The sequence below is a fragment of the Pantoea sp. USHLN256 genome (genome assembly GCF_037149875.1).
In the GTDB taxonomy this organism is placed as follows: domain Bacteria; phylum Pseudomonadota; class Gammaproteobacteria; order Enterobacterales; family Enterobacteriaceae; genus Pantoea; species Pantoea nemavictus.
Map to the genome: position 1 here is coordinate 124126 of NZ_JBBCQO010000009.1, position 16358 is coordinate 140483.

The following is a 16358-nucleotide window of genomic DNA, read 5'->3' on the forward strand; positions in this document are numbered from 1 at the left end:
CCGGAGATTCCATGAGCCAACTTGAACTGACCAATCGCACGCTGACGCTGCACCGCTTCCCGCCTATGCGCGAGGAGAGCCCGCTACAGGCGTGGGATTCCGCCGATGAGTACCTGTTGCAGCAAGAGCTGCCCGAGGGACCGGTGTTGGTGTTCAACGACAGCTTTGGTGCCCTGACCTGCGGATTAGGCGCGCGCCCGGTGTGGCACGTGAGTGACTCTTTACTGAGTGAACAAGCGGCGAAACAGAACCTGCGCCTCAACGAGATGGATGAGGATCAGGTGCACTTTATCGATAGCCTGGCGCCGCTGCCCGCTGCGCCAGCCGTGGTGATGATCAAAATCCCTAAAGCGCTGGCGCTGCTTGAGCATCAATTGCGCGCGCTGCGCGAGGTGGTGACGCCGGACACGCTGATTTTGGCGGCGGCGAAAGCCAAAGATATTCACAACTCCACGCTGCAACTGTTTGAGCGCATTCTGGGTGAGAGCAAAACCTCGCTGGCATGGAAAAAAGCCCGTCTGATTTATAGCCGCTATAGCGCACCAACGTTAGCCGATCAGCCTGCGACCACCGTGTGGCCGCTCGACGATTCTGCGTATCAGATCCATAACCACGCCAACGTCTTCTCCCGCGCCTCGCTGGATGTCGGCGCACGTTTCTTTATGCAGCATCTGCCATTTGACATTGAAGGTGAGATCCTCGATTTGGGCTGTGGCAACGGCGTGATTGGCTTGCTGGCGCTGGAACAGAACCCGGCTGCGGATGTGCTGTTTTATGACGAATCTTACATGGCGGTGGCATCAAGCAAGCTGAATGTGGAAGTGAACCGCCCGCAGGATATGGCGCGCTGCCAGTTCCGCGTTAACAACGTGTTGAGCGGCTTCCCGTCGGATCGCCTGCATGCGGTACTGTGTAATCCACCGTTCCATCAGCAGCACGCGGTGACCGATCATCTGGCGTGGCAAATGCTGCGTGATGCGAAACGCTGCCTGCAGTATGGCGGCGAGTTGCGCATCGTTGGCAACCGCCACCTCGGTTATCACGTCAAAATGAAAAAGCTGTTTGGCAACTGCGAGCTGGTGGCGTCCAATGCCAAGTTTGTCGTGTTGCGCTCGGTCAAACTGCGTTAATCAGACACTTAGCGCCAGTTCGGTCGCCTGAGCAATGGCGCGGCGAGCATCCAGCTCCTGCGCCACGTCTGCACCACCAATCACCCGCACCGCTTTACCCCGTGCGCTGAGCTCGTCCGCCAGCTGACGCAGCGGCTCCTGACCGGCACAAATCACCACATTATCTACCGCCAACGTCTTATCTTCGCCCTGATGACGCAAATGTAGCCCAGCATCATCAATCTTCAAATATTCGACATTACCCCACATCTGCACGCCGTGTGCCTGCAAACTGGCGCGATGAATCCAGCCGGTGGTTTTCGCCAGCCCAGCGCCCGGCTTACCTGATTTGCGCTGCAGCAGCCAGATTTGTCGATCGGCCGGCTGCGGTTGTGGCGCAATCAAACCGCCACGCGCCTGTAAGCTTCGATCAATGCCCCAGCTTTGGTAGAAATCTTCATGACTGGTTTGATGCAGCAGGAACTCGGCAGTATCAAAACCAATGCCGCCCGCACCGATGATGGCCACACGTTTTCCCACCGGTTTTTTATCGCGTATGACGTCGAGATAACTCAGTACGCTAGGGTGGTCGATGCCGGGAATCGCCAGCTGGCGCGGGATGATGCCGGTAGCGATGATCACTTCATCCGAGGCTTCCAGCTCGCCAGCCGTCACCCGATGTTGTGCGTTGATCGTTACGCCCGCGGCGGCGAGTTGATGGCGGAAATAACGCAGCGTTTCACTGAACTCTTCTTTGCCAGGGATTTGCCGAGCGATGTTAAATTGCCCGCCAATCTGTGCATCAGCTTCATACAGCGTAACCTGATGGCCACGCTGTGCTGCCTGCAGGGCGAAGGCCATGCCGGCAGGACCGGCGCCTACCACCGCCAGTTTTTTCGGGTGTTCAGTGTTGATCACCGGCATTAGCGTTTCGTGGCAGGCGCGCGGATTGACCAGGCATGAGGTCACTTTGCCGACAAAAATCTGATCCAGGCAGGCCTGATTACAGGCAATGCAGGTGTTGATGGCGTCCGGCTGACCGTTTTTTGCCTTGCTGACGAAAGCGGCATCGGCGAGAAATGGACGCGCCATCGACACCATATCGGCAATCCCGTCGCGTAACAGTTGTTCGGCAATATCAGGATGGTTGATGCGATTGGTGGCGATGACCGGCACCGAAACGCGCTCGCGTAAATGTTGCGTAACCCAGGCAAAACCGGCGCGAGGCACGCAGGTTGCGATGGTCGGAATACGCGCTTCATGCCAGCCAATGCCGCTGTTAAACAGCGTCACACCGCACTGTTCCAGCGCGTGTGCCAGCGCCAGCGTCTCTTCCAGCGAGCTGCCGTTATTCACCAGATCCAGCATCGATAAGCGGAAAATAATGATGAAGTCGCGGCCAACGGCATCGCGTACCGCCTGCGTGACGGCTAGTGCAAACCGCTGCCGGCGCACCACGTCGCCACCCCAATCATCATCACGTTGATTGGTATGCGCCACCAGAAATTGGTTAATCAGATAACCTTCCGAGCCCATAATCTCAACACCATCATAACCCGCCTGCTGTGCCAGCCTGGCGCAGCGAGCAAAGTCCTGAATGGTTTGCTGAATGTCAGCATCGCTGAGCGCTTGCGGTGTAAGGGGGTTGATCGGTGCCTGCAACGCCGAAGGCGCAACCAGATCACGCTGATAGCTGTAGCGCCCAGCATGCAGAATTTGCAGCGCAATTTTTCCGCCTGCCGCATGCACGGCACCCGTGATCTCACGGTGCCAGTCGCACTGATGCTCCTGGTTGAGTATCGCACCACCTTGCGCCACTACACCTTGCGGATTGGGGGCAATGCCACCCGTGACAATCAGCGCCACGCCTTCGCGTGCGCGCTCAGCGTAGAATGCCGCCAGACGCTCAGCGCCTGCTGCATGTTCCTCTAATCCAGTATGCATCGAGCCCATCAGGAAACGGTTTTTGAGTTGGGTAAAGCCCAAATCCAGCGGGGCAAACAGGTGGGCATAATGCTCAGACATGATCACATACTCAGAAAGTGGTCGGATGAGTGAACTCTAGCGGGATTTTAGCGGGAAGGAAATGTGAGGCGTTCAGCCTGTGAGAAGCATCAAAAAAAGCAGGGCGGTAAGTCGCAGACGAAAGTTTCGGACGCTTTCGCCAGGCACGGGAAGAAACCTACTCGCCCTGTAATAGCATGAAGATGGGGCTAATAAATTAGCTCTGTGGTTATGGATTTCAGAAGTACTCAATCTATTACACACTGTCCGGGGTAAGGACGAGGGATATCATGCCATGCCATCGTTCTTTAATTCCGCAAGACTGGTCTTGATTTTCTTTCAACATGCACCGTTGCGGCGTGCAAGCTCAATAATATCGAATAAATTTTTTGATTCGAGTTTTTGGAATATTTTTGTTTTATAGGTGCTGATGGTTTTATTATTCAACCCAAGTTCATAAGCGATGGTTTTATTTGATTTTCCTTGAGCGAGTTGGCGCAGGATTAAATTCTCACGATCTGTTAAGCGAGACAGCATATCTTGCTCATTTACATAGCGCTGGCGTTTATCCAGAATATCACCGGGCAGGTAATTTACATTATTCGAAACGCAGCCAATCGCAGCGATCAGGGTTTGAATGGGATCATAGGTTGAAACAAACCCATTTGCGCCCTGGCTAAGCGATTGTATTGAAATGTGGTTGTTCCCACCCTGGCTTATCAATATGACTTTCATCCAGCTCTTCGATTTAACAATATCGCGTAAAAATGCGATGCCATTTTTTTCTTTGAATTCAGGATCTAATATTAATATGTCGATGTGCTGATGAATGATGTCATCAATGCCATCGTTAATTGTGTGCGCAGTAGTGACACAATTAAAGCCATTCATTAATAATAAAGCCTGCACGCCGGCGGCAACCAAACGATGCTCATCAATGATGAGGATTTTTGCATTAAACATATCTCTCCCTTTGACGCCATCGTAGTGATGACGCTGAAGGTATTATGTCCGCCGACGTAATGGGGCGAACCGAGAAATGTCTCGTTAAAATTATGAAGCTAAAAAAATTACTGATTTTTCAGATGAGTTACTGCGAATTCAAATAATGTCTGATTCACCCGGCCGATTTCTAATGTTATTTGCTGAATTAACGCTTGCGCGTCATGCGCTTCTTCACGGTGCACCTCCAACTGCCGACCTAATTTCATCAAGGCATGAGCATTCAGAATCGCGGCCCCCCCTTTAAGTTTATGGCCTAGCTGGGATAGCGTGCTTGCTTCCTGTGTCTGCTGCAACTCACGGAGCAATTCATCGTGGCTGGTACGGATGCTGGTGAGTAATGCCCGGCAGCTTTCCGCATCCCGCTCAGCAAGTTGGATTAAAAATGGTGGGAAAAGTGCGCTATCAGATCCAACAGCTTCAGTAACGGCGACTTCATTGATCCGCTCTCTTTCATCCGCTGCTGCATAATTTTGCCGTGCGTCATCCGGGCCACGATGAATACACTGCGCGATCTTCGCCAGCAATCTATCGAGGTTCAAAGGCTTAAACAGACAGTCATTCATGCCCGCCTGTAAGCAGCGCTGCATAATATGCTGCTCGGCAGATGCGGTCAGACCAAACAGCATAATCGGTGGTAGTTGATACTGCTGCTCATATTGGCGTAGCGCCTCAGCGAATTGAAAGCCGTTCATCGACGGCATATTGCAATCGGTAATAATCAAATCAAAACGTAGCGGTTCCTGCTGCCAAAGCGCCAATGCTTCAGCAGCACTTTCACTCACCACCACCTGATGGCCTGACATTTCGAGTTGCTTACCGAGCAGTAAACGGTTCGGTGCATGATCATCAATCACCAGGACCGAAAGCTTGTCAGATAACGGCGGTTGTGACAGGTGAGGTTGCGTTTGATCGCGTGGTTCGCCTTGCGCTGCGCGGAAGTAGAAGGAGAAAACGGCGCCTTCACCTGGTGCACTTTCGACAATTAATTCGCCATCCAGCAAATGTGCCAGATTACGGCAGATACTTAATCCTAATCCGGTGCCCAGTTGCTGCTGATGACGATCTCCGACCTGCACGAAGGGTTCGAATATGGCATGTTGCTGATCTTCCGTCATGCCGCAGCCGTTATCGCTCACTTCAATGACGAATTCGCTGCCTTCCTCTTCCTGCGCGATGCCCTGCATAAGCACCACGGTAACCGTACCTTCTTCGGTAAACTTAATCGCGTTGCTTAACAGATTAGACAGGATCTGATTAATCATCAGCGGATCGGTTTTCACCCAGTAAGCGGCAATATCCATCTCCACACGCAGATCGAGCCCCTTGCTCTCGGCCTTATTACGGAACAGGGCGACGGCTTGCTCGATCACATCCGGCAAATAGACGGTTTCCAGCGTGGGCTGATACAGGCCCGATTCAATTTTCGACAGATCGAGCACATCGCCAATTAAAGAGAGCAATGCGTGAGCTGAACTGTAGGCGACACGAATATTTTCTGAGAGCGAGTCCGCGGCATGCGATCGGGTTTCCAGCTCGAGCAGGCCAATAATGGCATGCAGCGGCGTACGGATCTCATGGCTCATGCTGGCGAGAAATTCACTTTTGGATCGATTCGCTTTGTCGGCGGCATCTTTTGCCAGCTGTAGCTCCTGCAGCAGCGCATTGCGTTCGGTCACGTCCAGCCAGCCGCCGATGACGCCCGCCACATCGCCTAGTCGATCGCGAAACGGTAGCGTCCAGTGATAGAGCTGATAAGCCTGATGATCAAGCGCCATATGGATATCGCGTATCACAGCTTCGCCATCCAGCAGGGTTTGCTGGTAGCCATCTTCAATACTGTGAATGCTTTCATTGTTGCCGGTTAGCACGTCAGAAAGGCGTTTGCCAATGACCTCATCACGACGAAAATTCATAAAGCGTAAATAGGCTTGATTACAGTCAACCAGACGGGTTTTTTTGTCGCGAATGTACATCGCGACCGGTGATTCATTAAATAACGTATGCGTAAAATTAAGCTGATTTTTCAAGGCATTTTCGGCTTGAATACGCTGCTGAATGACTTTGCGTAAATGATGATTCCAGAACAGGATCAACAGGATTAATCCGGCTGATACTGAAACAATAAGCAAAACCGCCTGTTTGTAGTTTTGCCATGAGGCGCTAAGGAACGGGGTTTCTGCCTGACGCCACTGTGCCAGCAGTTTAAACAGCGTTTCCGGTGGAATTGCCAGTAACGCTTTATTTAGAATACTGATTAACAGTTCATTACCGGACGTAGCACGCATGACAAAACGTGCAGGCTCTGCACCCAGCGTGCTTTCGACATTTAACCTGTCGCCGAAATGATTGCGTAGCAGGTAATCCGCAAAGATTTTGGGGAGCACCACAGCGTCAACCTTGTGATCTTGCAGCTGGCGTAAGGCGTCAACCGGATCGTCTACAGGCGTAAGGTTCAGATTTGGATAATGCTGCAGCATCCACTCTTTCATCACCTGATTGCTCAACATCAATGCCGAACCAAATGGGAAGGTATCCTGGCCGATGATACTGCGGGGTTTCTGATTGCGGATGATAACCCAATGCGAAACTAACCACGGACGCGTGGTCAGTTGGGGATGCTTCTCGTCTTCCCGCTCAAGGATCTCCAGCGGAAACAGACTGGGCAACATATCACTGCTGCTGGTTGGTGGATCATCTTCCTGACCATGCGCGATAAAACTCATTCCCGTGAGGTTGGTAATAAGCTCCAGCACGTCGACGGTCATGCCGCGGAATGGCATGTTTCCGGTTCGGCTGCTTAAGGGAGCCAGCACCGTTGAGAGCGAGGTATCAATGCCTGGATGTTCCTTCAACCACTGCTCCTCTTCCTGAGTTAACGCGAGGGGATTGCTCTGCAAGACATGATGGGCATCAAGCTGCCAGCGTTTGGCTATCTGCATACGAATCGACAGCGGGATCTGCTGCAGTGCCTGATTGATCGCATCAGCCAGTTTGGGCAACTGTGGGCTGATGCCAAAGCTGACATCCATGGGAATGCTCTGCTCATCGGGCGCCACTTTTAAGGCATGCGCGAACAGGTAACGATTGAGATGGTTCAGCGTGGCGGCATTGCCCCAAACCTGACCGGTTTGATCAAACACCACTGCTGCTACCGCATCGTAATAACCGGGAAAGCGCACCAAATGGTCATCTTGATAGATATTCTCAAGGTATTCGCGTTGTGGGGGAGGGCCGGACCAGGCGACGCGCTGCGCAAGCGTGTGATTCAGGTTAATAGCATGATCGGGTTTATGTCCTACCACACTGTAATCCAGCATCCAGGGGACGCTGGCGAGTAAAGGCTGAGGTTGTGACGATGGCAGCACGACATTGATCGCCAGCATCTGCATTTCGCCGTTAATCACCGCATTTTGCGCGGCGCTATGGCTGGGATAGTGATAGAGCTCAATCGTGGTATCGAGCATGCTTTGAATCAGAGAGAGGTAATCAGCACTGAGTCCTTCAAAGCGTCGTTTATCGGTGTCCATATATAAAGGCGGTTGTGGCTGACCTGCTACGGCAACCTTGAGCACTTTATTACGAAATCCAGAAGGAATGGGTTCCGCTAATTGCAGGGCTGGCTGCGTCGTATCATAGCGTGCGAGTAGTTGCAGTGTTTTTTCCGCCGCAACCGATGAGCAGGAAAATAAAATTAGCAGCAATAACGTTGCCAGACGGAAAATTGCAGGCTGAATGAACACGATACCATCTCAAGACAAAGTAATTACATTAATTGCAGTAAGGACAAGGGAGTATAGAGACATTTAAATAATTCTCTTCTCCTATCATCTTTGTACCTGTGTTTTGCGACCATTCTTGAAATAGTGGCATATTGATAAAGAAAGCACCTGCTCGAGAAAAAATGGCTTTTTTATTAATTGGTGTTTTTATTCAATGTGTTAACTGACTCGGGACCTTTCAAGACAATTCTTATGTGGTCTTGTTGAGGAGTTAAGTCAGAATTTTCGCAGTTTTGTGTGGGCGGAAAAGTTAAATGCCAGCGCAACAAATAAGACAGCCTGAAGAAACGAATGACAGATTCGTTTTACGGGTTAAATTATTTTGATAATAACAGCGCTGCGACCGATTGATTATTTTAAGTGTCGCTTTTTAATATCATAGATTCACTTCATCTGGTGTGGTTATCACAATTGGACAAAGTTAAAACTGTAATAAAGGAATAAATAAATGGTATATGCACACAATAAGCAAGTGCGTGTTGCTGTCCTTGATGATCACCCCATGGTCCGTACCGTTTTCGAGTTGTGTTTAAAACATGAGCCCGATATTCATTTGGTGGGCACCTGGGCTTCGAGCAATGAGTTATTTAATCAGCTAAGAAGTACCACCGTTGATGTACTGGTACTGGATTTTCTTCTTGGTGAACGTGAGTTGGACGGTCTTGCGTTGGTTAAGCAATTACGTAATCACTATCCACAGCAGAAAATTCTGATCTCCTCCTCAATGGAAAGCCCGGCAATCGTCAAAATGGTGCTGAGCGCGGGCGTAAAAGGGTTTATCGGCAAAAGTCACAATATGCAGGATATTACGCACGCCATCCGTCAGGTGGCGCAAGGGCGTTTATTCTTGTCTAAAGAAGTGGCCTATGAAGTGGAAAATCTCTATGTGATGAGCGAAGAGTCGCTGGATGAGAACCACGATTTCAACAGCAAAGGCAATATGTATGAGAAGGTGAAAACCCTCAGCCCACGCGAAGTAGAAGTGGTGCGGTGTTTCCTTGATGGTTTGAGCGTGTCGCAGATTGCAGTGAAATTTAAACGCAGCCGCAAAACTGTGAGCGGGCAAAAACAGTCTGCGTTGAAAAAACTGGGTTTGCGCTCAGATTCAGAGCTGTTCAAATACAGTCACGACCTGATGTCGGGCTATTGATTCTCTTCACAGGCGGCAATTCATGACCGCCTTTTTCCTGTTCTGCATTGCGTACATCACGTTCCCAGTAACACCTGTTCCGTAACATGTTTTTGAGTGATCTTTGTCACAGTTTGAAGCTGCTTAAACCGGTCTGATGGCCCCCATTGTTTTGCACTCAGGGGGATAGGATGAATATCGACACGCAATCCGGTGTGATCACTGGAAAAAAACAAGTCAGCGTTGCACAGCAGCAGGTGAAATGGGAGGGCAAAGGCACGTTAGTTCGCATCACGCGCGGCGGCATCTGTGGCTCCGATCTGCATTACTATCAGGAAGGGAAGGTCGGCAGTTTTGAGATCAAAATGCCGATGATCCTCGGACATGAAGTGATTGGCTACGTGGTGGAAAGCGATAATCCGCAACTAAAGCCGGATCAAAAAGTCGCGGTCAATCCATCTAAACCCTGCGGCGAATGCAAATATTGCCAGCGCGATCAGGAAAACCAGTGCACCTCAATGCGCTTCTTCGGTAGCGCCATGTATGTCCCGCACGTTGACGGCGGCTTTACCCAATACAAAGTGGTAGATAGCGCGCAATGTGTGCCTTTTCCACAGGATGCCGATGAAACGGTGATGGTCTTCGCCGAGCCGCTGGCAGTGTGCATTCACGCAACGCATCAGGCGGGCGATCTCACCGGCAAACAGGTTTTTATTTCGGGGGTTGGGCCGATTGGCTGTCTGATTGCGGCGGCGGCAAAAGCACGCGGAGCAGCGTCAATTGTCTGTAGCGACATCAGCGAACGTTCTCTGAAGATGGCGCAGCAGATGGGTGCAACCGACGTCATCCATGCAGCTGATGGCGATTTCGCGCCTTATCTTGCCGACAAAGGTTATTTCGATGTGGCGTTTGAAGCCTCTGGGCATCCCTCTTCGCTGCAGCGCTGCCTTGATGTGGTCTGTGCTAAAGGTACGCTGGTGCAGGTTGGCATGGGCGGTACCATTCCGAACTTACCGATTATGGCGCTGATTGCTAAAGAGATTAATCTGGTCGGTTCCTTCCGCTTTACCCATGAATTTAATACCGCCGTCGAGTGGCTGGCTAACGGCGTGGTTGATCCCTTGCCGCTGTTCAGCGGCGAATACGCCTTGCAGGATATTGATGCCGCGCTGCAGTTTGCTGGCGATAAAACCCGCGCCGCTAAAGTTCAGTTAACCTTTTAAGGAGCAGTGATGAGTCAGTTATTTTCCCTCGAAGGTAAGCGTGTACTGCTCACCGGTTCAGCGCGTGGCATTGGATTCCTGCTGGCGCGCGGTCTGGCTGAGGCTGGCGCCGAAGTGATCGTCAATGCCACCACCGATGCAGGCGCGCAGAAAGGTGCCGCCCAGCTGCGTGAGTTGGGGCTGCGTGCGCACGCCAAAGCCTTTGACGTCACCCAATCAGCGCAGGTCAGGCAGGCGGTTGATGAGATTGAAGCGGAGTGGGGCGCCATTGATGTACTGGTGAACAATGCCGGCATTCAGCGCCGTCGTCCGTTCCTCGAATTCCCTGAACAGGACTGGAATGACGTAATTGCCGTCAACCAGACGGCGGTATTTCTGGTGTCGCAAACCGTGGCCAAAAAGATGGTGGAGCGTCAGCAGGGTAAAATTATCAACATTGGTTCGATGCAGAGTGAATTGGGCCGCGACACCATCACGCCGTATGCCGCCTCAAAAGGTGCTGTCACCATGCTGACGCGCGGCATGTGCGTGGAGCTCGCGCGTCACAACATTCAGGTGAATGCGATTGCGCCGGGCTATTTCGTCACGGAAATGACGCAGGCGCTGGCCGACGATCCCGCCTTTACGGGTTGGCTAACCAAACGTACACCCGCCGCACGCTGGGGCAAGCCAGAAGAGTTGATTGGCGCGGCAGTGTTCCTCGCGTCGGGCGCGTCGAACTTCGTTAACGGCCATCTGCTGTTCGTTGACGGTGGCATGCGCGTCGCGGTGTGATGCCGAGGTGCGGCTGGCATTATCGCCGGGCCGCGCCTAAACCTTAATCACCCCTCTGTATTCCTAAGGATAATAAAAAATGCCAATAACCATCATTGTGCTGGGTGTGATACTGCTGCTGGTGTTGATGATTGTATTTAAGGTCAACGGCTTCATTGCGTTGGTGTTTGTGTCGGCGGTAGTGGGTATTGCCGAAGGTATGACGCCGCTGAATGTGATGGCCTCGATTCAGAAAGGGATCGGCTCGACGCTGGGCGGGTTAGCGATGATCCTCGGCTTTGGTGCCATGCTCGGGCGGCTGGTTTCGGATACCGGTGCGGCGCAACGCGTTGCGACGACGCTCATCGCCGCCTTCGGTAAAGAGCGGCTGCAATGGGCGCTGGTAGTTACTGGGCTGATCGTCGGTCTGGCGATGTTCTATGAAGTTGGCTTCGTGCTGCTGTTACCGCTGGTGTTCACTATCGTGGCCGCTGCGGGCTTACCCTTGCTGTATGTCGGTGTACCCATGGTTGCCGCGCTGTCGGTGACTCACTGCTTCCTGCCACCGCATCCCGGTCCAACGGCGATTGCCACTATCTTTGGGGCTAATCTCGGCACCACTTTGCTGTACGGCATGATCATCACCATCCCGACGGTGATTATTGCCGGGCCGATTTTCTCGAAATTCCTCAAAGGTTTTGAGAAGTCGCCGCCAGAAGGGCTTTATAACCCGAAAATTTTCACCGAAGAAGAGATGCCAGGCTTCGGTATCAGTATCTTTGCCGCGGTTATTCCCGTGGTGCTGATGGCGATCGCCGCCGTGTTTGAGTTAACCACGCCAAAAGAGAACGCGCTACGTCAGTTCTTTGAATTCATCGGTAACCCGGCGGTGGCGCTATTTATTGCGGTGGTGATTGCAGTGCTGACGCTAGGCCTGCGCAACGGTCGCAAGATGGAAGAAGTCATGGATATGTGTGGCGAGTCGATTGCCGCTATCGCCATGATCCTTTTCATCATCGCCGGTGGCGGTGCGTTCAAACAGGTGCTGGTGGACAGCGGTGTCGGTAATTATATCGCCGACATGATGAAAGGATCGTCACTGTCGCCACTGCTGATGTGCTGGACGGTGGCGGCGATGCTGCGTATCGCACTGGGTTCGGCGACGGTCGCCGCCATCACCACTGCAGGGATTGTGACGCCGATTATCGCTGCAACCCATGCCGATCCGGCCTTAATGGTGCTGGCAGTTGGCGCTGGCAGCGTGATCGCCTCACACGTTAACGATCCTGGCTTCTGGCTGTTTAAGGGCTACTTCAACCTGAGCGTAGTGGAGACGTTGAAAACCTGGACGGTAATGGAAACGCTGATCTCTATTCTCGGTTTAGCGGGCGTTCTCGCTCTAAATGCTGTGATTCACTGACCGTCAAGGCTTCACAGGGAGGTGAAGCCTTAAGCGCGGGTGCGAATCCACGAAAAGCGCGATTGGTAGCCGCTGTCAAAGTGGGTGTTGTAGCGATAGCTGGATCCCGACTCCGCCATGCAATAAGTGCAAACCTTCAGCACCTCAATATGCTCAGCCTGAATACCGCGCTGTAACAATAATTCCCGCGCCAGATGTGGCAAATCAAACCAAATTCCTTGCTGCTGTGCTTGCGCCTGCGGGCGAATGGCCTGTGCATTGTGTGGCTGCTGAGCTGACCACTTTAGGGGCGGAAGATCGGGACGATCCTGCATTTGCGTGACTAGATCATGGCCCAGTTCATAGCAGCATGGACCGATGGCGGGACCGATGGCCACATGCAGCGTTTCGAGCCTGGCGCCCCGTTCTAACAGACGATCGACGGCATTATGTAACACACCGCCCAGCGTGCCTTTTAATCCGGCGTGAACCGCCGCCACCTGATGCTGCTGCGTATCAGCAAATAAAACCGGCAAACAATCGGCGGTATACACCGCTACCGGCAGATGATCTTCGCCAATTACGCCATCGGATTCACAACTTTTTGGCGGCAGATTTTGCTTAGCCAGCACCACGTTAGCGCTATGACGCTGCTGACCATAAGCCGCATCGCTCGGAACCGGCTGACCTGCGGGTTGAAATGCGTATTCCAGCCAGGAAAATCCATCCAGCAGCGTTGATCGTGGACCGCTGTGTTGGTGCTGTGTCATAAGTCTCTCCTCTTATAAAACGGCGTTATTCTGGTGCCCACAGCTTACGTTAACTGCTACATTTTTAAAGCTTTACAAAAACTGACCCTAATCACTTAAGGATGAAATGATGAAAAAAATCACCTTGCTGGCGGCGTCCGGCTTAATGGCGTTAGCGCTGTCAGGCTGTGCACAAACCTCAAACCAGCAGGCGCAGCAACAGCTCGGTCAGCAGTCGGTACTGGCAGTAAACTGGTTCCAGCAATCCGGCGAGTATCAGGCATTGAGCTGGCAGGCCTTTAACTCAGCGCGCATGGCGTTTGATCAGGCGCCATCGCTGGCGGGAAAACCCAAAGCGGTGATTGTCGATCTGGATGAAACGATGATTGATAACAGCGCTTACAGCGCGTGGCAGGCGAAGAACGGTCAGCCATTCTCCGGCAAAACCTGGTCGGCATGGACCCAGGCGCGACAGGCAACGGCAGTTCCGGGCGCAGTGGAGTTCGCCAATTACGTCAACAGCCACGGCGGCACCATGTTCTATATCTCCAATCGCGATCAAAAGGATTACACCGCGACCGTTGAGAACCTGAATAAGTTGGGCTTCACCGGCGTTAGCGATAAAACCGTGCGTCTTAGCACCGGCAATTCGAATAAGCAGGAGCGCTTCGATGCGGTGAAAAATGCCGGTTATAACGTGGTGCTGTACGTCGGCGACAATCTGAATGATTTTGGTGGTGCGACCTGGCATCAGGGGAATGCTCAGCGGCAGCAGTTTGTCAGTCTCAACCATCAACGTTTTGGCACTCAATTCATTGTATTGCCGAATCCGCTGTATGGTGACTGGGAAAGCGGTATGGCAGAAAACTATAACAAGCTGACACCTCAACAGCAGTTGCAGGTGCGTGATGCGCGCATGAAAGCGTGGAACGGTAAATAGTTCGTCAAGCGAAATAGCGCCTGTCCTTGCAGGCGCATTTGTGCCCTCTTCAGGTCCAGTCATATTTACTTTTTCATGTAACTATTATTCCCCTCATTATTTTCCTGATCTCTTGCTTAATATATGCGCTGTGAATGGTGAAATATATTGCCTAATGAGCGGTAAGGTAGTGAATCACGCTAATCATAAATTTTTTAATTAAGATTTCTCTTAACACAAAATGTTTAAATTAACGAATAAATAGGAAGGCACAGTGTTGATGCGTGTATATTTTTGTAATGGTATAAGGAATATAACATTATTTTTTCATTCTATTTATCTGTTATAAATGCATATTATTGAAATTATGCAAAGTGCGTTCACTTGCAGAACATTACTTAAATTATACATTTGTTGAATCTATTTTTACAAAATAGCCATGCATGGCGACCGTATAAATATTCCTGATGCAACTCTATCCATAAGCGTCTATAAACAATTTTTGTGAGGAAGTTCTGCTTTCATCCTCAATTGTTCTCAATAGGCGCGTTTAATGACGACGCTATTCCCTGAAAGCGATATTTTTAAACGTTGAGAGAAGATTATTGTGATGACCCTAAAACCTTTATTAGCGAAAAATCGCAGGTGGGCTTTGCCGCTCTGCAAGCGGTTAATTACCCTTTGTGCAGAGGAAGATACGCCATGAATTTAAACACGCTTCGTCAGGATATTCCGGCTGGTTTGGTGGTGTTTCTGGTGGCGCTGCCGCTCTGTCTTGGTATCGCTCAGGCTAGCGGACTGCCACCCTTTGCCGGTCTGCTTACCGGCGTGATTGGCGGTTTGCTGGTCACTGCGCTGAGCCCTTCGCGCTTTGCGGTCAGCGGTCCGGCGGCGGGATTAGTCACTATTGTGGTCGCATCGATCGCGACGCTAGGCAGTTTTTCTGCCTTTCTCACTGCGCTTATTCTGGCGGGTGGATTGCAGTGCCTATTTGGCTTATTACGTGCAGGACGTTTTATCACGCTGGTACCGAGCAGCGTCATTAAAGGCATGTTGGCGGCAATTGGTATTTTGCTGATTATGCAGCAAATTCCGGTGGCACTGGGTGCCGCGGGAGACGTCGAATTAATTTCGCTGGTGAACGGTGAGTTTCAGTTCTCAAGCAGTGCAATGTTGGTTGCCGGCACTGGCCTGATCATCCTCTGGTTGTGGACCACGCCGCTGATCAAATCGGTGAAGGCCCTGAGCTGGATGCCCGGTCCGCTGGTGGCGGTACTGGTGGGTTGTGCTGCGACGGTGTTTGGCGATCGCATGTTTCCTTCACTGGCAGAAAGCTTGCCGCGTATCGCACTGCCGGCCTTCGATAGCATGTCAGCGTTGGTGGCAGAACTGGAAACGCCAGATTGGCAAGCATGGCGGAATCCTTCGGTGTGGATGGTGGCGATAACCCTGGCGCTGGTGGCGAGTCTTGAAACACTGTTGAGTCAGGAAGCGCTAAAAAAACTGCGTCCGCAGCATCCTGCGCCATCGCCCAACAGAGAGATGTTTGCTCAAGGGATGGGTAATTTGGCCGCCGGTTTCCTCGGCGCAATGCCCATTACCGCGGTGATTGTGCGCAGCTCGGTTAACGTCAGTGCGGGGGCGCAAACTAAGCTCTCCATCTTGATTCATGGTGGGCTGCTGCTGATCTGCGGCTTGTGGTTTAGCCATCTGCTGAATGCTATCCCGCTTGCCAGTCTGGCGGCGGTGCTACTTTATACCGGCTATAAGCTGGCTACGCCACGCCTGTTCATTGAGCAGATGCGCATGGGGCCACAGCAATATGTGCCATTCCTTGCCACTATCGGCGGCATTATCGTATTTGGCATGCTGGCCGGCATCGGAATTGGCATCGCGACGCAAATTCTTTGCAGTATCTATAAAAGCCATCGCAATGCATTGCAGCTCACGCGTTATGACGATCATTACGTATTACGCTTCCAGCAAAATCTGACCTTTATGCATAACCCGAAACTGCAGGGATTACTGGCAGAGATTCCGGAAAACAGCGTGGTGGTTGCCGAGCACGATAACGCTAAATATATGGATCCGGATGTGAAGGCTGTGCTGCAAGACTTTGGCGAAAACGCGCGTCAACGTGGCATTCGCCTCAGTCAGTGGCCTGTGGCGTTGAAATAACCCTAAATCCTGGCATTAACGGTAGTTTTGAAAGTAAAAATCGGATATCTCGGATAGCCGATTTTTTTATTTACAGGGCATAATTGGCGCCGGCTTAATCTTTTGTCTCTG

11 protein-coding genes are annotated in these 16358 nt (G+C 51.7%); 7 read left to right on the top strand and 4 right to left on the bottom strand.

Annotated elements, in window-relative coordinates; genetic code table 11:
* The first annotated feature begins 11 nt into the window (after positions 1-11).
* Positions 12-1130 carry a 23S rRNA (guanine(1835)-N(2))-methyltransferase RlmG gene (gene rlmG, locus WFL93_RS19420; RefSeq protein ID WP_009127519.1) on the top strand — a complete coding sequence of 373 codons (1119 nt, stop codon included), beginning with the start codon at positions 12-14 and terminating at the stop codon, positions 1128-1130.
* Here rlmG and WFL93_RS19425 read toward each other — a convergent pair whose 3' ends face one another.
* The 3 genes from WFL93_RS19425 to WFL93_RS19435 all read right to left on the bottom strand — a co-directional run bounded on the left by WFL93_RS19425 (position 1131) and on the right by WFL93_RS19435 (position 7858).
* A complete protein-coding gene (locus WFL93_RS19425) occupies positions 1131-3134 on the bottom strand; it encodes an NADPH-dependent 2,4-dienoyl-CoA reductase (RefSeq protein ID WP_336778817.1) in 2004 nt (667 codons plus the stop codon).
* Positions 3135-3452: 318 nt separating this feature from the next.
* The gene (locus WFL93_RS19430) at positions 3453-4076 is read right to left on the bottom strand and encodes a response regulator transcription factor (protein ID WP_009127522.1); all 624 of its coding nucleotides are present in this window, start codon (positions 4074-4076) and stop codon (positions 3453-3455) included.
* 107 nt (positions 4077-4183) lie between these two features.
* Positions 4184-7858, bottom strand: coding sequence for an ATP-binding protein (locus tag WFL93_RS19435; RefSeq protein WP_336778818.1), 3675 nt, complete (start codon positions 7856-7858; stop codon positions 4184-4186).
* 487 nt (positions 7859-8345) lie between these two features.
* Here WFL93_RS19435 and WFL93_RS19440 point away from each other — a divergent pair, with 487 nt between their 5' ends.
* From WFL93_RS19440 to WFL93_RS19455, 4 genes are all read left to right on the top strand, one after another.
* Complete coding sequence (locus WFL93_RS19440) at positions 8346-9047, top strand: response regulator transcription factor (RefSeq protein ID WP_009127526.1); 702 nt, start codon at positions 8346-8348, stop codon at positions 9045-9047.
* A gap of 170 nt (positions 9048-9217) precedes the next feature.
* Positions 9218-10249 (top strand): L-idonate 5-dehydrogenase, encoded by a 1032-nt coding sequence (gene idnD / locus WFL93_RS19445; RefSeq protein ID WP_336778819.1) that lies wholly within the window; start codon positions 9218-9220, stop codon positions 10247-10249.
* 9 nt (positions 10250-10258) lie between these two features.
* Positions 10259-11023 carry a gluconate 5-dehydrogenase gene (gene idnO / locus WFL93_RS19450; RefSeq protein ID WP_180822540.1) on the top strand — a complete coding sequence of 255 codons (765 nt, stop codon included), beginning with the start codon at positions 10259-10261 and terminating at the stop codon, positions 11021-11023.
* Positions 11024-11102: 79 nt separating this feature from the next.
* Entirely contained in the window at positions 11103-12422 is a 1320-nt protein-coding gene (locus WFL93_RS19455; protein WP_009127531.1) for a gluconate:H+ symporter, read from the top strand.
* 29 nt (positions 12423-12451) lie between these two features.
* On the opposite strand, the gene WFL93_RS19460 is transcribed toward WFL93_RS19455, so the two are convergent.
* Positions 12452-13171, bottom strand: a complete 720-nt coding sequence (locus WFL93_RS19460) for a polyphenol oxidase family protein (protein ID WP_336778820.1) — start codon at positions 13169-13171, stop codon at positions 12452-12454.
* Between the two features lie 109 nt (positions 13172-13280).
* Here WFL93_RS19460 and WFL93_RS19465 point away from each other — a divergent pair, with 109 nt between their 5' ends.
* Positions 13281-14090: a 5'-nucleotidase, lipoprotein e(P4) family gene (locus WFL93_RS19465; RefSeq protein WP_336778856.1), complete on the top strand. Its 810-nt coding sequence runs from the start codon at positions 13281-13283 to the stop codon at positions 14088-14090.
* 681 nt (positions 14091-14771) lie between these two features.
* The gene (locus WFL93_RS19470) at positions 14772-16247 is read left to right on the top strand and encodes a SulP family inorganic anion transporter (RefSeq protein ID WP_336778821.1); all 1476 of its coding nucleotides are present in this window, start codon (positions 14772-14774) and stop codon (positions 16245-16247) included.
* The last annotated feature ends 111 nt before the right edge of the window (positions 16248-16358 follow it).